The following is a 19,651-nucleotide window of genomic DNA, read 5'->3' on the forward strand; positions in this document are numbered from 1 at the left end:
TCACCCGGGCGCAGACGGGTGGCACTCCGTGTTGAACCAATAGTCGACCACGCGCTGCGCCGCCTGCAGATCGTCTGGGTAGTACGGGTCGTCGTACCAGGGTGACGGGTTGTAACCCGCTTTCCTCAGGGCCGCCAGTTCGCTTTGGTGCTGCGCCATCGTCGGTGGCGCGTTGCTTCTGAGCGCAGCCAGGTCACGGCACTCGGTTGGGCTCAGATGTGGCCCGCTTTGTTGCACGCTTTGTGACACGCCGATGGCACATCCCGCCAGCAGGAGCGCCAACGCAGTCAGCGTCGGGGACATTCTCGAGAGGCTCTTCATGGCGCATCTCCACGCGTCTGATGGGCGCAGCGCAACCCAGGGTTCCATCGCGCCGCAACTCCATGTTACGTGCATGCGAGCCAACGGGCAGGCGAGGCGGAAACACGAATCAGTCGCGACCGATGCAGCCGCAACGCATGGAAGAACTGCGGTAGGATCAGCTTGCTGCACGAGCCGCTGCTGGTGACGGCATTGGACATTGTCGTCATCGCCCTCACGTGGCACGAGTACACGTATCTCCGGAGCAAGCGCAGTGCTGCCTGAGACGCCCGCTACCTCACGCATCCCCATTCCCCGCGCGGTACGCATGCTGGGATACGTGAGCCTTTTCATGGACCTTTCCTCCGAACTCATTCACGCGCTGCTACCTGTCTTCCTCGTCACCACGATGGGTATGAGCGTGAGCGCGCTGGGCTTGCTCGAAGGGGCCGCCGAAGCGACGGCGATGATCGTCAGGATCTTCTCGGGCCCCGTGAGCGACTGGCTCGGCAAGCGCAAGGCGCTGTTGCTGCTCGGCTACGGGCTGGGCGCGCTGTCCAAGCCGCTTTTTCCGCTGGCGCACACGCCCGCGCTTGTCGCGGTGGCGCGTCTCATCGACCGTGCCGGCAAGGGAATTCGCGGTGCGCCGCGCGACGCGCTCCTCGCGGATGTCGCGCCGCCGGAGATTCGCGGTGCGTGCTATGGGCTCAGACAGTCGATGGATACGATAGGCGCGTTCGCCGGGCCCCTCGTGGCCATCGTGCTGATGCTGCGCTTCTCGGATCACATCCGCGCCGTCCTCTGGTTCGCTGTCGTGCCAGCCGTCATTGCGGTCGGTCTGATTGTGTTCGGCATCGAGGAGCCGGCTCATGAACAGGCGTCTCGCAGCTTCCGGTCACCGCTGCGCTGGAAAGCGTTGCGGGAATTTCCGGGGCGCTACTGGTTCGTGGTCGCGATAGGCGCGACCTTCACCCTCGCGCGCTTCAGCGAAGCGTTCCTTGTGTTGCGCGCCCAGCAGACCGGCATCGATATCGCGTGGATTCCCGGCGTGATGGTGGTGATGAGTCTCGCCTATGCACTTAGTGCGTACCCCGCGGGCGCGCTGTCCGATCGAACCGACCGTCGCGTTTTGCTTGCGCTCGGCATCGTCACACTGATCGCGGCGGATCTGGTGCTCGGCGCGAGTGCGTCGATCATCACCGTGCTCATCGGCGTCGCACTGTGGGGCCTGCACATGGGGCTCACGCAAGGCCTTCTCGCTGCGATGGTCGCCGAAACCGCGCCGCAATCGCTCAGGGGCACGGCGTTCGGCGTCTTCAATCTCGCAAGCGGCATCTGCCTGCTGTTTGCAAGCGTCATCGCCGGCTGGTTGTGGGATCGGCACGGCGCGTCCACCACATTCTTTGCCGGCGCCGTCCTGGCACTGCTCCCCCTCGTAATGTGCCGCTTCGCACCGCGCCTCGCGAAGCTCAAACCCTGATAGGGCCTTGTGGCGAGAACAGAAGCTTCATACGTCATCGCATTCGTTCGTTATCCTCATAGGCGGCCGTAGCTATGCAACCCGGACAGGAACATATTCACCCCGAGGAATGCGAAGGCGGTGACCATCAGGCCCGTGAGCGCCCACCACGCGGCAACATGCCCCCGCAACCCCTTCATCAGCCGCATATGCAGCCAGGCCGCATAATTCAGCCAGACGATCAGCGCCCACGTTTCCTTCGGATCCCAGCTCCAGTAACCGCCCCACGCCTCGGCGGCCCACAGCGCGCCGAGAATCGTCGCAATGGTGAAAAACCCAAAACCGACAGCGGTCGACTTGTACATGACGTCGTCGAGCACATCGAGCGTCGGCAGCCGGTCCGACAGCACACCCCGCTCCTTCAGCAGGTACGCCACGCCGACCATTGCGGACAGCGCAAAACTGCCGTAGCCGATGAAGTTGGCCGGGACGTGAATCTTCATCCACCAGCTTTGTAGCGCCGGCACCAGCGGCTGGATCTGCTGCGCGTCGCGTGCGATCGAGTACCACATCAGGAACCCGACCGACGCGCTGATCACGAGCAACACGAAGGCGCCAAGCGAGCGCGTGTTGTAGTGCTCCTCGTAGTACAGGTAAAAGAGCGCCGTGATCACGCAGAACAGCACGAACACTTCATAGAGATTCGAAATCGGAATGTGGCCGACGTCCGCACCGATCAGATACGACTCATACCACCGCACCATCATCCCGACGAAACCCATCAATACCGCGGCCCACGTCAGTTTCGAGCCGATTGCGCCGCCAGACGGCGAGCGCGACAGCGTGCCCAGCCAGTAAAACAAGGTGGCGAGCACGAAAAGCACGCTCATCCAGAGAATGGCCGACTGGCTGGACAGGCAATACTTCAGGAAGAACGTGCTGTTGGCGCGCCCCAGGTCGCCCTGGTACAACTGGATTGCAAACAGCGACAGCGCTGCGATTGCCGCGATCAGCAGCCGTGCCGGCTTCCAGCGCCAGCCGAGCACGACGAAGGCCGGCACCGAGCACACCAGCACCAGTTGGTCATAGACGCTCATGTACGCGTGGTAGCGCGACAAGGCAAAGCCAGCGCCTCCAACCATCGCAAGGGCAAACAGCCAGTCGAATGCACCGAGGCGCCTCGCAAAGGGGCGTTCGTCGGACAGCAGGCTCGTTTGAGCCGCTCGCCACGTGGATCGTGGCCGATGTAGTGCCGCTGGCGTCGCCATCGCAGCATCGGAAGACGGTGAGGATGATTTCATGGCATTCGCTATTCAAAGACGACGTCGAAAGATCGCGGTCTGCGCGCCTGATTGCTCATCGATCGTCTGCCGGACTGACGGACGCCTCCCCTTCCGGCGGGAACACCTCGACGTAGGCCGCGACGGCACGCATGTCACGGTCCGACATGTTGGCGCACACAGCCTTCATGACTGCGCCGCGAGGCCGGGTATCCGTTTGCTGGAAGACCTTGAGCTGCTTCATGACGTAGTCCGCGTGCTGGCCCGCGAGCCGGGGAAACTGATTTATCCCTTCGCCATGCTGTCCATGGCAAGCCATGCACGCCGAGACGCCCTTGTCCGGCAGGCCCGAATGATAGATCGCGTTGCCTTCGTTGATGAGCGCGAGATCGCTCGCTTCGCCGAGAACCGCGGGTTGACTCGAGAAGTACGTCGCGAGCTCGTCGATCTGCGCGTCGGTCAAATGGGTGAATCCCCACATGAAACGCTGCGCATTCGGGTCGGCCCGCGAATGACTCTTGAAGTCCGTCAGTTGATCGACCAGATATTCCTTGCGCTGCCCGGCGAGCTTCGGAAACGTAGGCGACACCGAAACGCCGTTCACACCATGGCAGTTCGAGCACACCTGCAAGGCGATGGTCTTTCCGCGCACCTGCGGGTTATCGACCTGTCGCGAATGCTCGAGGTCCTGACACGCCGACCCGGCCAGCAGCATCCCAATGGAGACGATATGCGTCACCTTGTTCATGGCAACAACCTCCTTGCTGCAGCCTTTGCTGTCCCCGGTAGCCACTGGGACATCACCATGAAGCAGCCCACAGATAGATGAAAAGCGTGTCGTTGTCTCTCGCATTACGGCCCGCGCCGTCGTAATTCGACGTCGCACCGAGAAATTTGGTGTAGTGCGTGTACTGAATACCTATCCGGATGCGTTGATTCGGTATCCAGAATATTTCTGGCGTCCATCCCTGCGTATTGGGGTGGAAATTCGCGCTGGCCGCGTAGGCTGTGCTGTCTGGACTACCTGTCGTATTGAAGAACGAAAGACTGAACCCGTACTTGGCCTGATACACATACGATGCCTTGATCCTCAACGAGTCGAGATTCCCCGACGTGCTGTCGCTCAGGACCAGATTATTCGGATCGTGGACGTTCTCACGCACGTAGCGGGCTTGCGCGGTGATCGTGTGCGGCTCGAGCAGGTACTCGTACTGCGCGTCCACGCCGTAATCGCGGTAGCGCGTCACGCCCTGCGTAAAGATCGGGAACTGGTTCGAGTCGTTCGGATAGATGTTCACGTTCAACAGGAACGCGCCGACCATTGCGCTATGAGGCCCCCAGTCCCGCGTCAACGCAATGCGTGCATACGGGTTGTAACCGCGCAGATAAATTTGCGGGTGAGCCGCGTTTCCTTCCCGGTTGCCGTGACTCATGAACGACCAGATGCCATCGGCCGTGCTGTACGCGGTCAGTTCGGCGTAGACCGTCTTGTTCCAGTACAGGTAGCCGCCGAAACCCACCACCTGCGACGCAAGACTTCCTTCGATAACGGGAAGATTGGGGATTTTGGCAACCGGACTGATCGTCGATGAAATGTACGGATAACCCCATGCCGGCGCGGAGTTCCAGACATCCTGCACGGTTGGATTGTTGTGCAGCGTTGCTCCGAGGATCAGGTCGTTCGCTTCGCCCATGATCCGGTCCACGAACCGGAAGTCTGTATTGTCGGATGCCCAGTGGCCTTCCCATTTGTTCGTTTCGCCATTCTGATGGTCGTAGTTCGTGTAGGTGAATTGCGTAAATGCACCAATTTTGTCGGTGATCTTTCCGGCAAGAAAGATGCTCGCAAAGTCGAAGATCGGCAGACCATTCTTGGTGTTGATGGTGTTGCCGCTCGCATCAGTATTGACTCGCGTCTGGCTCAGATTGCCGATTGCCATTGCGGCAATCGGGATCGTGCGTTCACCGAGCGTATAACCGGTGAGCTTGAACATTCGCCCATATGGCGTGAGCTCAGGAAATTGTCCCCCGGCGTGGCAAGCCACACAACTCTGGCCGGTTTGGCGCGCGAAGATCGGCAGCGCGTGTGCGATGGTCGCCGGCAACAACGCGAGCAACACGAATGCGAGTGCCCAGCCACAGAACAGCCAGTGATGAAATGCTGCATGGCTGACGAGTAACTTTGTCATGGCTGCCACTCCTGCGCCGCATGGAGCAAATACATCGCGTCGGCAGTGAGAGCTGGAGTCCGTATTCCGTGTGCCGCGGCGATCGAGGAGCGCGAGGCTCCAGCTGGTGAAACCGTTCACGATGAACCCTTTGCACGCACGCGACGTCTTCATTGTGCAAATGCGCAATCAGAATCGCGATGGGTCAACCCCCTCTATTTTTGGTAGGGGGCTCGCTAGCGGCATGAACTGAATGCGGACAGTAAACGTGAAGTTTCCATTCGACACCTCCTGCGCGTACGATGGACCTGATCGATCATGACGGGTCGCGCAGCGTTGCTTCGCGCGACTCGCGTCCTGCGTAAACGAGAAGGCACCTCGAATATTCCCGCCGGGTTGTGGCGCGCCAATGGAAAGGCATCCGAAAGAATGCCTGGATAGATGAAGAAAGTTGAGCCGGTGCCGCAAGACGCCACCCGCCTGCGCTGGTTTACACGTGACCACCGCCCACGACGCAGCACATGAATCAATGGCGCAGACACGCGATGCGTGCGCGGGCCGGCACCCGGCCCGCGTCACCGCACCTCAAATGCGTTACCGCTGCGGTACGCCGTTGCGCCACTCGCCCCAATGCGTGACGATGTCCTGCACCAGCGGATTGCCCGCGAGGAACAGATTATCGATCGCGATCGTGAAGCCGCCTTGCGACGCGTAGTTGAGCAGATTATCGGCGCTCGACTGGCCCGCATACGGCCGGTCGAAGTCCGAGCCGGCGCGCAGCACCGCGACGCGATTCAGGTCGACGCGATGCACGTTTGCCGCACGTGTCAGCGCCTCGAAGGTGGCGTTGTCCTCCTGCTGCGTCGTGCAATAGGTGCCCTTGCCGTCGGTCAGGATCTTCGTCCATTGCCGCGCTCGCTCGCCGAGGTCGGTGCCTGACCACCAGGTGTCACCCGCAAGCGTGTCGCACTGGATCACGCTCGGCGGACGGTTCGCGGGTGCATAGCTGTACCTGGCGCGCGCGGCCTGCGCCTGGGCGTCGTCGGTGAGCGTCACGTTGCGAGACAACGCGAATGCCGCCTTCGTGAGCGCAGGGTTCAACTGGAACACTTCGGTGCGATAGTCGAGCGGCGGCTTCTGCGTCGGGCCCGTCGTGTTGATGCCGAGATAGCCGGTGTTCCAGCCCGCCGGAATTTCGCGTCCGTCGATCTCCCACTGAATCCCGAAGTCGACGAGCCAGTTCGCCCACGCAGCGGAACCCACGGTCCCCTGAAGCGGATCGATACCGGCGATGCCCGCCACCATGAAGTATGTGTGGCGCAAGTCGAAACGCGGCGAGAACGTCAGCGCCATGATCGACGCGGCGGCGTTCGCGTGCCCCATGCCCGTCGTCATCACGCAGATATCCTGCCGGTTGCAATGCACGGCCGGGTAATCGGGGGACAGACCCGCGACGGTGATGTCCTGCCACGGTCCGAGATGATCGAGCCACACCTGCCCTTCCGGACCGAACATCGAAATGATCATCACCTTGACCGCTCGGCCATGCGACGCGTCGTCGTCCTGCGCGAAGCTGTCTTCGGCGTGCGCGATGGCAGGTGCAGCGGCCGCACCGGCCACGAGCAACGATGAAATCACTGCGCCAAAAGCACGATTTAGCATAAAAGGTCCCACCTGTCATGTAAGAACCGCGGTTACGAAACGTGAATCGCGTGCCGTGTTGTCGACTGATGTCGTGGTTTTTTCTCGGCGTGCAGCGTGGGACCTGGGCATGCGCCATTCAGGCGAGAGTGAGTATAAGCGGAGAAAAAAAATCGCCTGTTACGACCTGCAACGACTACGACTGAACCTCTCCCGCAAGCCACCGTCTCACCCGGAGCATTCGGCAGGGAATCGCGTCAGTCAAACGCGGTCCCGCCTTTCAACCGCGATCGGAGGAAACAAAACATGCCAAAGAAGCGCTCAGTTCGAACGTCAGCCAGCAATGGCAGTGACGGCGGCAACGGCCGCGTTCTCGCCGCCCCCGTCTTCTCGCAGCCGCAGCCAACGCCAGATCCGCAAACCTTCATCGTCAGGCACGCCTCCGATGTGGCGGCCTACCGGATGATCGACGAACTCAACCGCGAGCACAAACTCAAGGCCCTTCCGTTTCCTGCGCCGCGCGGCGGCGTCGAGCCCCGCCTGACACTCGCGGACGTGATCGACAACGATCAGACCGTCCTCGACCAGATCAACGCGAACGCACAGATCGTTTTTCACTCGACGGGCGATTGCGGCAGTACCCGCGGCCCCAAAACGCAGAACGAAGTCTCCGACAAGATGGTCAGCGACTTCGACGAAACCGATCCTGCTGAAGTGCCGCAATTCAACTTTCTGCTGGGCGACATTGTCTACAGCTTCGGCGAAGCGCAGTACTACTACGACCAGTTCTACGAACCCTATCGCGACTATCACGCACCGATCCTCGCCGTTGCCGGCAATCATGACGGGATGATCTCGCCTTTGCAGCACGAAAAGAGTTTGCAGGCGTTTCTGCGAAACTTCTGCTCCGACTGCTTTCAGGTCTCCCCCGATGCAGGCAATCTTTCACGTACTGCGCAAATTCAGCCGGGCGTCTTCTTTACATTCGAAGCGCCGTTCGTGCGCATCATCGCGTTGTATAGCAATACGCTCGAAGATCCTGGCGTGATCTCGAACAGCGACATCGGCAACAGCCAGCTGAAGTTTCTCAAGGCGGCGTTGACGCGGGTGAAAAAGGAGGGCTACAGGGGCGCATTACTGTTCGCGCATCATCATCCGCCGTATGTCGCTCGCGGACGTCACGGCTGGAGTATCGAGATGCAGCAGCAGATCGATGCGATATGCGAAGAGGTGGGCGTATGGCCTCATGCCGATCTTGCGGGACACGCGCACAACTATCAGCGCTTTACTCGCACGCGTCCGGATGGCACCCACATTCCGTACATCGTGTGCGGCAACGGCGGACACAACGTACAACGACTGACCACCAACGGGCAACCGCCGCTTCGTGCACCGCAGCTGATCCAGGCCGCAACGAAGACCACCGATGCCGTGGTCATCGAAAACTACGACGACCAGAATTACGGCTATTTGCGCATCGTCGCAAACGCCACGCAGTTGCGCATCGAATATCACGCTGCCGTCGACGGACCGTATACCAAAGCGCCCGACGACCAGGTGACCGTCGATCTGGCTACACGCCAGCTTTCCCACTACGTGGCCCGCAATGCTGGCATACCGGCACTCGCCACGCGCATCCGCGAATTTGCGCAAAGCGGGAAACTCTGACGCCGATCGGAACGTCAGCCCCGGTGTTCTGAGGAATTCTGTGGCTCCTCCAGGTTCCTCTTCTCCGGAATCTGCGCACGGTTCATGCTGTCCCGGCGATTGATAAAGACTCTTATTCAAGCCCACTCGGCAGGGATCACACACGTGACATGTGGTCAGATCCGGACATGACGCCTGGAGACTTTGCCGATGCCAATTCTTCAAAATGCCATCGGCGAAAACACCCAACCGTACCAGGAAACGCCAGGGTGAGCGCGGCTGCATCGGGCGATGCATCGTATTTTTCGTAGTTATCCTTACTAGAATCGATTCCCCTGCTCATCGTGGCACATCGTATGCGCGAGACGGCTGCTGGCCTACGCGCAGAATTCGAGCGTGCACCGGCGCACTTTCGAAGCGGTTTGTAGGAAGAAAGGGGCGGACGATGAACCGAGCGACGAAGTACACGGCGACATGGGTGGTGGCTTTAGCGCTGTCCGGTGCGGCTTACGCAGCGGCGGGTGGCAACGGCGGCGGCGGCGGCGGCGGTGGCGGCCACGGTGGCGGCGCGGGCGGCAACGGCGGTGGCCACGGTGCTGGCGCAGGCGCAGGCGTGGGTGGCAACGGCAACGGCAACGGCAACGGTAACGGCAATGGCAACGGCAACGGCAATGGCAATGGCAACGGCAACGGCAACGGCAATGGCGGCCACGGTGCGGGCGTCGGTGCGGGCGTCGGTGCGGGCGTCGGTGCGGGCGTGGGTGCGGGCGTCGGTGCGGGCGTGGGTGGCAATGGCGCGGGGGTCGGTGCGGGCGTCGGTGCGGGTGTAGGTGGCAACGGTGCAGGTGCGGGATCGGGAGCGGGCTCCGGCGGCAATGGTGCCGGGTCAGGCGGCAACGGCGCGGGCTCGGGAGGCAGCGGTTCCGGCTCCGGTGGTGCCGGTGCCGGTTCGGGCGGCGCGGGAGCGGGCGCGGGTGCGGGTGCGGGTGCGGGTGCGGGTGCGGGCTCCGGCGGCAATGGTGCGGGCTCGGGGGGTAGCGGTTCCGGCTCCGGTGGCGCCGGTGCCGGTTCGGGTGGCGGCGGTGCCGGTTCGGGTGGCGGCGGTGCCGGTTCGGGTGGCGCCGGTGCCGGTTCGGGTGGCGGCGGTGCCGGTTCGGGTGGCGCCGGCGCCGGTTCGGGTGGCAATGGTGCGGGTTCGGGAGGGGGCGGCCACGGTGCCGGCAGCTCTGGCGCAGGCAGCTCCGGTGCAGGCAATTCGGGCACGGGTAGCGCAGGTGGAGGCGCCGGCGGTGGTAATGCGAGTGCTGGCGGCCCTGGCGTGGCATCGGCCAGCGCCCTGGGAAGCATGTTCGCCCGGCTGCGCATGAGGCAGAACGTAGTCGCGGTAATGCCCCGGACCGCGCCGAACTCCATCGCGCACCCCGCGCCGGCAACATACGGCCAACCGAGGGCGGGTGCGGGCGGGAGCACAAACGCCTCCTCGACGGCGACCTCGGATACCGGCTACGGCCCGCCAGGCGCCGTTGGCACGGCCACGGGCACTCGTAGTACGGCAGCCGCCATACCGGTCACCAGCCAGTACGGCCCGCCGGGTGACGTCGGCCCGAGTCCCGGTTCGGGTCCCTGGGGCGGCTTCGCCGTGGATACGGGCGGTATTGAACCACCGATCCTGACCCCCAACGGGCCGGTCAAGTGATCGAGGACGGCTGCCACGCCGAAGCGTCATAGCGACAGGGTTGGTGCTGCCGTTGCATCTTCCGCTTCTTGGGGTGGTTCCAGGCGAGTATTTCCGGATCAGCGAGTGATGCTTGCGCCCGGCTCGATGGGTTGAGCCGGGATGTGCCCTCTCTTCAAAAAGCAGGTTGCGGTAGCGGTCGCTAACAGCTTTCCATCGAAGGACTTCAATGTACCCTCCGAGGTCGCGATGTTTCGAGAGATGTGGACCGAGCGAGCCTCGGCCACCAGATCCTGATCGATCGGTACGGGTCGCAACATCTAGACTTGCAGATCGATCGTGCCGTATCCAACGCCCGCTTCCAGCATCGAATGAACTGCGCAGCCCGTTGCGGAGTCGAGTACCGTTGCCGCGAAGCCGCCGTGGACGCCGCCAGGAGGGTTGAAATGTTGCTTCCCCGCGCGCCGAAAGCTTTACATAGCCTGGATCGACGTCCAGAAACGTCATCGGTGGAATACATTGCTATGTCGTCGTCCTTGCTTGCGTCGCGCCGAAGTCAGCGCGACCGCAGATCGCTCGACAGCGTCGGCGATCCGCTTCGACAGCGCCGGATCCGGCACCGCGCGCGCCAGCGTGACTCCGCCCGACAACATCGCAAGCAGCGCGATCGCACGGTCGTCGCGCACCGCGCCGGGTTCGTCGGGCAGCCCCGCCGAGACCTCCTCGATCGAGCGGCGCAACTCTGCCTCATAGGCTTCGCGAGTCTTTCGGTATCTACTGCGCCTCCCCCGCGACTGGTCTAAGGCAAAATAACGCGGAAATCACGCGCGACGGGTGGCACCGCTCGTCGCGCCAATCGCACGCGTGGAGATGCGCCATGGAACGCCGCCCGAAAAACCGCTTCATGCTGACGGCGTTGGCGCTCCAGCTGGCTGGATGTGCCGCCGGCGGCGTCCCACCAGGCGGGCCACATCTGAGCGCAACGGAGTGCCGTGACCTCGCCGCACTCAGGAGCAACGCGCCTCCGACGATGGCGCAACACCAAAGCGAGGTTGCAGCGTTGAGGAAGGCAGGCTACGCCCCGTCACCATGGAACGACCCGTACTACCCCGAGGATCTACAAGTGGCGCAGCACCGGGTCGAGCAGTGGTTTGCAACGGAGTGCCAGCAGTCTCAAGCCGGGTGAGAAGCCCCGATACACCGGCAATCTTCAGCCGTCAGTCGAGACCGTCACGCTCTCCCAGGCACGAATTTCGTCTTCCAGCGCCGACAGCTTGCCCCTCACGAGCCCCAGTGCATCGCTACCGAGCAAAAGATGCGCGGGCGGGTGGTCCGCGGCAATTGCGGCAAGCATTGCGCGTGCAGCCTTTTGGGGATCGCCCAGTTGTTTGCCGCTTTTCTCCTCGCGCGCTTTGCGGACAGGGTCGAATATCGCGTCGTAATCCGGGATCGAACGCGGCGTCCGTTGCATCGAGCGACCGGCCCAGTCGGTGCGGAAGGAGCCAGGTGCGACGGCTGTCACCGCGATGCCCAAAGCCTTGACCTCTTTACCCAGCGCCTCGGAAATTCCCTCCAGTGCGAACTTGCTCCCGCAGTAATAACTGATGCCCGGCATGGTGATATAGCCGCCCATCGACGTGATGTTCAGAATGTGGCCACGTCTGCGCGCACGCATGAACGGCAGAACCGCCTTCATCATGGCGACAGCGCCAAACACATTGACGTCGAACTGTCTGCGCATTTCGGCCAGCGGCGATTCTTCCATGACGCCTTCATGCCCGTAGCCGGCGTTGTTGACCAACACGTCGACCGGCCCGACGCTCGCCTCGATTTCCTCGACGATACCGTCGATCGCATCGAAGTCGGTCACATCGAGCACGCGTGCGAATGCGCAATCCGCAGAGAGAGACTCGAACTCGCGCTTCGCCTCCACACTTCTCACGGTACCGACGACTTTGTGACCTGCCACAAGCGCCTCTTGCGCAAGCGCGCGGCCAAAGCCGCTGCTTACGCCAGTGATGAGCAGAATTTTGCTGGACTCCATTGAAGCTTCTCCCGAATGTTGGCTGGTGAGTGCATACTAGTCTGACGCGCGGAGCGAGCAAAGCCAAATTCCGCTATTTTTCTTGCCTAAAACTATGATCACGAAGCGGGCCTCTACCCACAATCCCGACCTCCCGTCCCGCAGCCGCAAGCGCATCATTGCGTTGCTTCGCGCGTTGGCGCCCGAAGAGGGCTACAACCTCACCGCGCTGCCCGGCGTGCGTATTCTGCGTTCGAACCGGCCGCTGTCACGCACACCGGTGCTCTACGACCCCGGCATCGTGATCGTTTGCCAGGGAAGCAAGCGAGGCTATTTCGGCGACCATCTCTACCTGTACGACGAACAGCACTATCTCGCCGTGTCCGTGCCGGTTCCGTTCAGCATGGAAACCGATGCGACCGAGCAGCGGCCATTGCTTGCGCTCTACTTGCATCTCGATTTCACGCTGGCCGCGGAACTGGCGGTACAGATCGATCGCGAAGGCGTAACCGGGCACGTGCAAGCGCCCCAAAGCATGATGTCGACGCGGATGGATGACGCAATGCAGGTATCTGTGCTGCGCTTGCTCGAAGCGATGCATCGGCCTCTCGAAGCCGCAGTATTGGGCCCGTGCCTGCTGCGCGAACTCTATTTCCGGGTGCTCACAGGCGCACAAGGCGGTTCGATGCGCGAGGCTTTGGCGATGCGCGGTCAGTTCGGCCGAATTGGCAGATCGCTACGCCTGATCCATGCCGGCTATGCAAAGCCGCTGGACGTGATGCAGTTGGCGCAAGAAGCGGGCATGAGCGTTCCGAGCTTCCATAGCCACTTCAAGGCGATCACACAGGTTTCGCCTATGCAGTACGTCAAGTCGACGCGTTTGCATCAGGCTCGTCTGTTGATGCTCCGCCAGGACCTGACCGCCGAAGCAGCGAGCCTCGCAGTGGGTTACACAAGTGCATCGCAGTTCAGCAGGGAGTTCAAAAGACTCTTCGGCCTGACGCCTGCAGCGGAAACGAAGCGGATGCGCGCGAGCTTTGCCATTCCGGAGCCGTTAGCGGATGCGATATATGTTTCGTCGCATTGAGTCTGGCTCGCTTTGGGCTTAATGGGCGACAACGCTGCGGAAACGATGTCAACGGGCAGAGCCCGCGCTCTGTCACGGTTGTTCCAACAGATCCCGTTTCCGCATTAATGCTCTCAGTATTCCAAATTAATATTCACGCGATCTACTTACGCAGACATTTCGCTAGCCCTCTCCGTTCTGATAGGTGTGGAATGCCGCGGCACACGCTACAGTTTGCATCGAGGGCGCCCCTGCGTCCTCTCTTGGTGTCTCCTCAAACCTCTTGCCCGCCTCGTGCGGGTATTTTTTTGCCTCGCGAATACGCGCGCGCAATCACCCTCCTCTTCGACGCAATACGCATAAACCCATTATTTGGGACGTCGAATGATTAAGTGTTTACACGAATGGGTTAGCACGCCACTCTTTTCATAATATCAACGCACTGAATGCGGCGGTACGAGACTACTCCACAGGAGGCACCGTGACGGGCATCCGACTGAGCGGCGTAACGAAGCGGTATGGCGAAACCGAGGTGATCACCGGCCTCGACCTCGACATTCAATCCGGTGAATTCCTCGTCTTCCTCGGCCCTTCGGGTTGCGGGAAATCCACCTTGCTGCGCATGATCGCCGGCCTCGAAACCGTGAGCGACGGTCAGATCAACATTGGCGAGCGGCGCGTGAACGACCAGCCGCCAGGCAAGCGCGGCGTGGCGATGGTGTTCCAGCACTACGCGCTCTACCCACACATGACCGTGTACGACAACATGGCGTTCGGCCTGCGCAATACCGGCGTGAGCGCGGGCGAAGTCGACCAGCGCATCAACGAGGCCGCGCGCATGCTCGAACTCAGCCCGCTGCTGCAGCGCCGCCCTGCCCAGCTTTCGGGTGGCCAGCGCCAGCGCGTCGCCATCGGCCGCGCCGTCGTCAAGGAACCCGAAGCATTTCTCTTCGACGAGCCACTCTCCAACCTCGACGCCGCGTTGCGCACCCGCACGCGGCTCGAGCTCGCGCGCATTCATCAGCGCCTGCACTCCACCATGGTGTTCGTCACGCACGATCAGGTGGAGGCCATGACGCTCGCCACGCGCATCGTCGTCATGAACCGCGGGCGTATCGAGCAGATCGGCGCACCGCTCGACATCTACAAGCGGCCCGCCACGCGCTTCGTCGCGGGCTTCATCGGCACGCCGGCCATGAACTTCATCGATGTCGAGCGCGTTGGCGACAACGGGGGCCGGCTAATCGTCGCTCTGCCGTTCGATGGCGTTGAGGCGCCCACCGCGATTGCCGCGGCGAGCCTGCCAGCAGGCAAGCTCACGCTGGGCGTGCGTGCCGAACACGTGCTGCTGGACCCGCAAGGGCCGCTGGTCGGCCGCGCCGAAGTCATCGAACGGCTGGGCGACCGCTCGCTCGCGCATGTGAGCATGCCCAACGGTCAATTGCTCGTGGCCGAATTGCCGCGCGCACGCGAGCTCGAAATCGAGACGGGCGACACCATCCGCATGAGTCTCGACGCAGCCCACCTGCATGTGTTCGATGAAACTGGCAAGGCCTGGCATGGCCTCTAACCGCTCGCTCGCCATGCGGCTTCCGCAATCGCGCAAGGGCCGGCGGCGCAACCTGCGGGCGCCGTGGTCCAACGCGCTGTTCGTGCTGCCCTTCGTGATCGTCTACGTCCTGTTGCTGATCGTTCCGCTGTGCTTTGGCTGGTGGCTCAGCCTGCAACGCGTGGATTTGCTCGCCGGCACGAGCGAATTCATCGGCATTCGCAACTATCTCGACCTCACCCTCGACCCGATCTTCCGCGGCGCGCTGCGCAACACGTTCTACTTCGTCATCCTCACGGTTCCCGTGTTCGTGCTGCTCGGCCTCGCGCTCGCGCTGGTGCTGAACCGGCCAGGGCGCTTCGGCGCCGCGCTGCGCGCGCTCTTTTTCGGCTCTTCCGTGTTATCGGTCACAATCGTCACGCTGGTCTGGAAACTCGTGATGATGCCCGGCAACGGCCTGCTCGCCGACCTGAGCCACGCGCTCCATTTGCCGGAATTGGTTCCGTTGATGCACGAGGCCACCGCGCTGCCCGCCATCGCCGTCGTCACGGTCTGGTGGATCATGGGCCTGCCGATGATGCTGTTCCTGGCCGCGCTCCAGCAGATTCCGCAGGAACTCTACGAGGCCGCGGCGCTCGACAGCGCCTCGCGCTGGCGCACGTTCACGAACATCACGTTGCCTTCCATCTGGCGCACCGTCGCGCTCGTGGCGGTGATCGAAGCCGTGCTGCAGTTTCAGTTGTTCGGCCAGGCCCAGTTGCTCACGGACGGCGGCCCGAACAATTCCACGCGACCGCTCGTGCAATTCATCTACGAAACCGGCTTCCGCCAATGGTCGTTCGGCTATTCCGCCGCCGCCGCGCAAGTGCTGTTCGCGCTGATGCTGATCGGCGTTGTTGCACAGGCCTGGCTTCTGCGCAAGAAGGAGAGGGCATGAGCACGCTCGCTTTCGAAACCCGCTCCCGCGGTTCGCTGACGGGCCGCATGGGCGACCGCCTGATGCTGGGCGCCGTGGTCGTGCTCGCGCTTTTCTGGATCACCCCGCTCGTCTGGGTGCTGTGCCTCTCGTTCAAGCCGAATGCATTTCTCGAACGGCACACCGACGTGCTCTTCTCGCCGCCCTTCACGCTGCAGAACTACACGAACATCCTCAACACCTCGGCGGTGGGCGGGTGGCTCGTCAACAGCCTCATCGTTTCGATCGGCCAGACGCTGCTCACGCTCGTGATCGCCTCGCTCGCTGGCTATGGCTTCGCGCGCACCGAGTTTCCCGGCAAGCGTTATATCTACGTGCTTTGCCTTTGCGGACTCGCGGTGCCCGAACAGGCGCTCGTGATTCCGCTGCACCATATCTTCGCCACGCTCGACTGGCACAACACCTATGGCGCGCTGATCCTGCCGCGCCTTGCCTCGCCGTTCGGCGTCTATCTCATGACGCAGTACTTCAAGGCCGTGCCCATCGAGATCGAGGAGGCCGCCTTGCTCGACAATGCCTCGCGCTTCAAGGTGTTCTGGCGCGTCGTGCTGCCGCTTTCGCTGCCGGCGCAGGCTACGCTCGCCATCTTCACGTTTCTCAGTGCGTGGAACGACTATCTCTGGCCGCTCGTCTCCGCGTCCAAGCCAGAGATGTACACGCTGACGATCGGGCTCGCCTCCACGCAAGGCAATTTCGCGCAGTCCGAGGGCATCGGCTACCTCATGGCGCAGGCCGTCTTCGCCGGCTTGCCCATCTTCGTGCTGTATCTGTTCTTCCAGAAGTACATCGTGGCGGCCGTAGCCGGCACCGCAGTTCGGTAGGCGGTGACACCGAATCATACATCGGCCGGTCGCCCATTGATTCGTAGTACAAACAAACGATCCACTGGTAGCACGTGAACAACGCGCCAGCGGGGTCTAGCACAGGAGAGAGACATGACAAGATCGTTGGTGCGCGGCGTACTCACGCTGGCTGCGCTCGGCCTCGCGGCGACCTTGACCGCGCCGGCCCACGCCAAAACGGAAATCACACTGTCACGCTTTTTCGGCGCCTGCGACGCCGAATACGGCAAGGTCAATGACGTGAGCCAGGCCTCGGGCGAATGCGGCATCATCACGACGCTCGTGAACCAGTTCAACGCGACGAATAAGGAAGACATCGTCGTCAAGCCGCAGATCATCGAGTGGGCGCCCTACTATACGCAGATCGATGCGCGCATTCTGAGTCGCGACGTGCCGACCATCTCGGTCATGCACGAGGCGGTCCTGGGCGACTACGTGAAGCGCAATCTGGTCGAGCCGCTCGACGACGGCTTCAAGTCGGTCGGCGTGGACGCCAACGATTTCACGCCCCAGGCCCACCGCGCCGTGACGTTCGGCGGTAAGACCTATGCGCTGCCGTTCGACACGCATTCGTGGCTCTGGCACATCAACGTCAACCTGTTCAAGAAGGCGGGACTCGTCGACGCGAGCGGCAAGCCCATCCTGCCGAAAACGCCCGACGAACTGCTCGCGCAGGCGAAGCAGTTCAAGGACAAGACGGGTCTGCCCTACTTCGCCGTGCCGATCGCCAATGAATCGGCCGCGCAAACGCGCACGTTCGACACGTGGGTCTATCAGCAAAATGGCACGCTGTTCCCCGCCGGCCCGACGAAGATCGACATGCACACGCCGGCAGCCGCCAACGCGCTCACGCTCTACGACAAGCTCATGAAGGCGGGCGACGTCACGCCGGGGCTCGACTATGGCGCTGCCAACCAGGCGTTCGAGAACGGCAAGGCCGGCGTGCTGATGGTCGGCACGTGGATGATCGAGGACTTCACGAATCTCGCGAAGAAGCCCGATTCCCCGCTCGCGAATGGCTACGACGTGGTGCCGTTCCCGAATCTGTATCAGAAGAAGGCGGTCTGGGCAGACGGCCATTCGTGGGTCATGCTCAAGGGCGGCGCGAAGGACGAAAAGACGCGCCACGCCGCGCTCGTCTTCCTCAAGTTCCTTTACGACCACGATGGCGACTGGGCGCGCACCGGCCATCTGCCCGCGCGCCAGTCGATCATCACGAGCGCCACGTTCAACGCGCTGCCGCATCGCGCCGAAATCAAGGAAATTTCCACCACCGGTTACGCACTGCCGAACACGGTGCCGCGCCAGTTCGCGATCCAGCAGATCGTGGGCGAAGAGATCAGCAACATGCTCTCGACCGGCAAGTCGGTCGCCGACGTGCAGAAGGAAGCCGAACAACGCACCAACGCCCTGCTCGCGCGATAACGCCACGTTAGGTCCGCGCCCGCCCGGCGCGGCCGCCTCACTTCACACCGCTACAGGATGGATAGAGGAACACCATGATCGCTTCCCGCCTCATCGTCGACCGCGACTTCGTCATTTCCGAGCTAGACCGGCGCCTGTTCGGCGTCTTCGTCGAGCACATGGGCCGCTGCGTCTATACCGGCATCTTCGAGCCCGGCCATCCGGACGCCGACGAGCGCGGCTACCGCAAGGACGTGATGGCGCTCACGCGCGAACTCGGTCCGACGATCGTGCGTTACCCTGGCGGCAATTTCCTCTCGGGCTACAACTGGGAAGACGGCGTGGGACCGCGCGAAAAACGCCCGCGCCGGCTCGATCTCGCGTGGTACTCCACCGAAACCAACCAGTTCGGCACGAACGAATTCATCGAATGGTGCCGCTCGCTCGACATCGAACCCATGTACGGCGTGAACCTCGGCACGCGCGGCCCCGACGAAGCGCGTCGCTTCGTCGAATACTGCAATCATCCATGCGGCACGGCGCTCTCCGACCTGCGCCGCGAGCACGGCTATGAACAGCCCCACGACATCAAATTCTGGTGTCTCGGCAATGAAATGGACGGCCCGTGGCAGATCTGCCGCAAGACCGCCGAAGAATATGGGCGCGCTGCGCTCGAGACGGCCAAGCTCATGCGCTCGGTCGACCCGACCATTCAGCTCGCCGCGTGCGGTTCCTCCACGCACGAAATGCCCACCTACGGCGCGTGGGAGGACCGCGTGCTCGACCACTGCTTCGAGCAGGTCGATTTCATTTCGCTACATACTTACTTCGAGAACCGGCGCGATTCGACCGCGGAATTCTTCGGCAACATCGAAGTGATGGATCTGTTCATCAAGGAAATCGTCTCGGTGGCGGACAGCGTGGCCGCGCGCAAGCATTCGTCCAAACGCATCATGCTTTCATTCGACGAATGGAATGTCTGGTACAAGGCGCGCACTATCAACGACCTGCGCAAGCCGGGCTGGCCCGAGGCGCCGCGGCTGATCGAGGAGGTCTACAACCACGAAGACGCGCTCGTGGTGGGCGGCGCGCTGATCACCATGATGAACAATTCGGACCGCGTGAAGACCGCCTGTCTCGCACAACTCGTCAACGTAATCGGGCCGATCATGACGGAGCCTGGCGGCCGCGCTTGGCGCCAGACCATCTTCCATCCGTTCGCGCAGGCCTCGAAATTCGGCCATGGCCGCGTGCTCAAACCGGTGATCGATTCTCCCACCTATGAAGCGGAAACCTTTCCGGAGATCCCCTATCTTTGCGCAGCGGTGGTGGACGATCGCGTCACGGGCACGACGACCCTCTTCGCGCTCAACCGCCACCTGAGCGACGAAATGGAACTCGATGTCGAGCTGCGCGGGCTCGGCAAGGAACGTACGCTCGATCACGCGCTCGAGTTGTATCATGCCAACATGAAAGCGGTGAACACGGTGGAAGCGCCAACGACGGTGGCGCCGGCAGTGAACAACGCCGTGACGGTCGAGGGGGAACGCGTGCGCGCGAAGCTCAAACCGGGCTCGTGGAACGTGATTGTGACGACCGCCCGATAACGCAGCACGGACAC

General features: G+C 62.4%; 17 protein-coding genes and 1 pseudogene. 10 read left to right on the forward strand and 8 right to left on the reverse strand.

What is annotated here, in order from left to right:
• Nucleotides 1-321, reverse strand: a complete 321-nt coding sequence (locus AB3X98_RS16545; RefSeq protein WP_069266390.1) for a DUF4148 domain-containing protein — start codon at nt 319-321, stop codon at nt 1-3.
• A 307-nt stretch (nt 322-628) separates the two neighbouring features.
• Here AB3X98_RS16545 and AB3X98_RS16550 point away from each other — a divergent pair, with 307 nt between their 5' ends.
• Entirely contained in the window at nt 629-1,780 is a 1,152-nt protein-coding gene (locus AB3X98_RS16550) for an MFS transporter (RefSeq protein WP_069266389.1), read from the forward strand.
• Between the two features lie 56 nt (nt 1,781-1,836).
• On the opposite strand, the gene ccsB is transcribed toward AB3X98_RS16550, so the two are convergent.
• From ccsB to AB3X98_RS16570, 4 genes are all read right to left on the reverse strand, one after another.
• Nucleotides 1,837-3,027: a c-type cytochrome biogenesis protein CcsB gene (gene ccsB / locus AB3X98_RS16555; RefSeq protein WP_368602337.1), complete on the reverse strand. Its 1,191-nt coding sequence runs from the start codon at nt 3,025-3,027 to the stop codon at nt 1,837-1,839.
• A gap of 88 nt (nt 3,028-3,115) precedes the next feature.
• Nucleotides 3,116-3,787, reverse strand: a complete 672-nt coding sequence (locus tag AB3X98_RS16560; RefSeq protein ID WP_368602159.1) for a cytochrome c — start codon at nt 3,785-3,787, stop codon at nt 3,116-3,118.
• 52 nt (nt 3,788-3,839) lie between these two features.
• Entirely contained in the window at nt 3,840-5,348 is a 1,509-nt protein-coding gene (locus tag AB3X98_RS16565; RefSeq protein ID WP_256094851.1) for a cytochrome C, read from the reverse strand.
• A 453-nt stretch (nt 5,349-5,801) separates the two neighbouring features.
• Complete coding sequence (locus AB3X98_RS16570; protein ID WP_368602158.1) at nt 5,802-6,869, reverse strand: purine nucleoside permease; 1,068 nt, start codon at nt 6,867-6,869, stop codon at nt 5,802-5,804.
• Nucleotides 6,870-7,154: 285 nt separating this feature from the next.
• On the opposite strand from AB3X98_RS16570, the gene AB3X98_RS16575 reads away from it, so the two are divergent.
• Together AB3X98_RS16575 and AB3X98_RS16580 are read left to right on the forward strand one after the other, a co-directional pair.
• The gene (locus AB3X98_RS16575; RefSeq protein ID WP_069266384.1) at nt 7,155-8,516 is read left to right on the forward strand and encodes a metallophosphoesterase; all 1,362 of its coding nucleotides are present in this window, start codon (nt 7,155-7,157) and stop codon (nt 8,514-8,516) included.
• Between the two features lie 424 nt (nt 8,517-8,940).
• Nucleotides 8,941-10,191: a hypothetical protein gene (locus tag AB3X98_RS16580; protein ID WP_368602157.1), complete on the forward strand. Its 1,251-nt coding sequence runs from the start codon at nt 8,941-8,943 to the stop codon at nt 10,189-10,191.
• Between the two features lie 98 nt (nt 10,192-10,289).
• Here AB3X98_RS16580 and AB3X98_RS16585 read toward each other — a convergent pair.
• Nucleotides 10,290-10,662 (reverse strand): annotated as a pseudogene (locus AB3X98_RS16585) (PaaI family thioesterase); the annotation flags it as partial.
• Nucleotides 10,663-10,673: 11 nt separating this feature from the next.
• Nucleotides 10,674-10,910 (reverse strand): hypothetical protein, encoded by a 237-nt coding sequence (locus tag AB3X98_RS16590; RefSeq protein WP_342947246.1) that lies wholly within the window; start codon nt 10,908-10,910, stop codon nt 10,674-10,676.
• A gap of 137 nt (nt 10,911-11,047) precedes the next feature.
• Between AB3X98_RS16590 and AB3X98_RS16595 the strand changes: the two genes are divergently transcribed.
• Nucleotides 11,048-11,356 carry a DUF4148 domain-containing protein gene (locus AB3X98_RS16595; protein ID WP_342947245.1) on the forward strand — a complete coding sequence of 103 codons (309 nt, stop codon included), beginning with the start codon at nt 11,048-11,050 and terminating at the stop codon, nt 11,354-11,356.
• A 24-nt stretch (nt 11,357-11,380) separates the two neighbouring features.
• On the opposite strand, the gene AB3X98_RS16600 is transcribed toward AB3X98_RS16595, so the two are convergent.
• Nucleotides 11,381-12,214 carry an oxidoreductase gene (locus tag AB3X98_RS16600; RefSeq protein ID WP_368602156.1) on the reverse strand — a complete coding sequence of 278 codons (834 nt, stop codon included), beginning with the start codon at nt 12,212-12,214 and terminating at the stop codon, nt 11,381-11,383.
• 94 nt (nt 12,215-12,308) lie between these two features.
• On the opposite strand from AB3X98_RS16600, the gene AB3X98_RS16605 reads away from it, so the two are divergent.
• The 6 genes from AB3X98_RS16605 to AB3X98_RS16630 all read left to right on the forward strand — a co-directional run bounded on the left by AB3X98_RS16605 (nt 12,309) and on the right by AB3X98_RS16630 (nt 19,637).
• Nucleotides 12,309-13,280: an AraC family transcriptional regulator gene (locus AB3X98_RS16605; protein WP_069266379.1), complete on the forward strand. Its 972-nt coding sequence runs from the start codon at nt 12,309-12,311 to the stop codon at nt 13,278-13,280.
• Between the two features lie 460 nt (nt 13,281-13,740).
• Nucleotides 13,741-14,829, forward strand: a complete 1,089-nt coding sequence (locus AB3X98_RS16610; protein WP_342947242.1) for a sn-glycerol-3-phosphate ABC transporter ATP-binding protein UgpC — start codon at nt 13,741-13,743, stop codon at nt 14,827-14,829.
• Entirely contained in the window at nt 14,819-15,745 is a 927-nt protein-coding gene (locus tag AB3X98_RS16615; RefSeq protein WP_368602155.1) for a carbohydrate ABC transporter permease, read from the forward strand. The genes AB3X98_RS16610 and AB3X98_RS16615 overlap by 11 nt, the downstream gene beginning before the upstream one ends.
• Nucleotides 15,742-16,605, forward strand: coding sequence for a carbohydrate ABC transporter permease (locus tag AB3X98_RS16620; RefSeq protein WP_069266377.1), 864 nt, complete (start codon nt 15,742-15,744; stop codon nt 16,603-16,605). The genes AB3X98_RS16615 and AB3X98_RS16620 overlap by 4 nt, the downstream gene beginning before the upstream one ends.
• 114 nt (nt 16,606-16,719) lie before the next feature.
• Complete coding sequence (locus AB3X98_RS16625) at nt 16,720-18,051, forward strand: extracellular solute-binding protein (protein ID WP_368602154.1); 1,332 nt, start codon at nt 16,720-16,722, stop codon at nt 18,049-18,051.
• 74 nt (nt 18,052-18,125) lie between these two features.
• The gene (locus tag AB3X98_RS16630; protein WP_368602153.1) at nt 18,126-19,637 is read left to right on the forward strand and encodes an alpha-N-arabinofuranosidase; all 1,512 of its coding nucleotides are present in this window, start codon (nt 18,126-18,128) and stop codon (nt 19,635-19,637) included.
• Nucleotides 19,638-19,651: the final 14 nt, after the last annotated feature.

Origin of the sequence: Paraburkholderia sp. BR14312, from assembly GCF_040948675.1 — a bacterium.
Taxonomy (GTDB): domain Bacteria; phylum Pseudomonadota; class Gammaproteobacteria; order Burkholderiales; family Burkholderiaceae; genus Paraburkholderia; species Paraburkholderia nodosa_A.

What these genes read in the sequence shown, in the direction of transcription:
- AB3X98_RS16545 (WP_069266390.1), bottom strand. Translation starts at nt 321, where the DNA reads ATGAAGAGCCTCTCGAGAATGTCCCCGACGCTGACTGCGTTGGCGCTC.
- AB3X98_RS16550 (WP_069266389.1), top strand. Translation starts at nt 629, where the DNA reads ATGCTGGGATACGTGAGCCTTTTCATGGACCTTTCCTCCGAACTCATT.
- ccsB (WP_368602337.1), bottom strand. Translation starts at nt 3,027, where the DNA reads ATGGCGACGCCAGCGGCACTACATCGGCCACGATCCACGTGGCGAGCG.
- AB3X98_RS16560 (WP_368602159.1), bottom strand. Translation starts at nt 3,787, where the DNA reads ATGAACAAGGTGACGCATATCGTCTCCATTGGGATGCTGCTGGCCGGG.
- AB3X98_RS16570 (WP_368602158.1), bottom strand. Translation starts at nt 6,869, where the DNA reads ATGCTAAATCGTGCTTTTGGCGCAGTGATTTCATCGTTGCTCGTGGCC.
- AB3X98_RS16575 (WP_069266384.1), top strand. Translation starts at nt 7,155, where the DNA reads ATGCCAAAGAAGCGCTCAGTTCGAACGTCAGCCAGCAATGGCAGTGAC.
- AB3X98_RS16580 (WP_368602157.1), top strand. Translation starts at nt 8,941, where the DNA reads ATGAACCGAGCGACGAAGTACACGGCGACATGGGTGGTGGCTTTAGCG.
- AB3X98_RS16595 (WP_342947245.1), top strand. Translation starts at nt 11,048, where the DNA reads ATGGAACGCCGCCCGAAAAACCGCTTCATGCTGACGGCGTTGGCGCTC.
- AB3X98_RS16600 (WP_368602156.1), bottom strand. Translation starts at nt 12,214, where the DNA reads ATGGAGTCCAGCAAAATTCTGCTCATCACTGGCGTAAGCAGCGGCTTT.
- AB3X98_RS16605 (WP_069266379.1), top strand. Translation starts at nt 12,309, where the DNA reads ATGATCACGAAGCGGGCCTCTACCCACAATCCCGACCTCCCGTCCCGC.
- AB3X98_RS16615 (WP_368602155.1), top strand. Translation starts at nt 14,819, where the DNA reads ATGGCCTCTAACCGCTCGCTCGCCATGCGGCTTCCGCAATCGCGCAAG.
- AB3X98_RS16620 (WP_069266377.1), top strand. Translation starts at nt 15,742, where the DNA reads ATGAGCACGCTCGCTTTCGAAACCCGCTCCCGCGGTTCGCTGACGGGC.
- AB3X98_RS16625 (WP_368602154.1), top strand. Translation starts at nt 16,720, where the DNA reads ATGACAAGATCGTTGGTGCGCGGCGTACTCACGCTGGCTGCGCTCGGC.
- AB3X98_RS16630 (WP_368602153.1), top strand. Translation starts at nt 18,126, where the DNA reads ATGATCGCTTCCCGCCTCATCGTCGACCGCGACTTCGTCATTTCCGAG.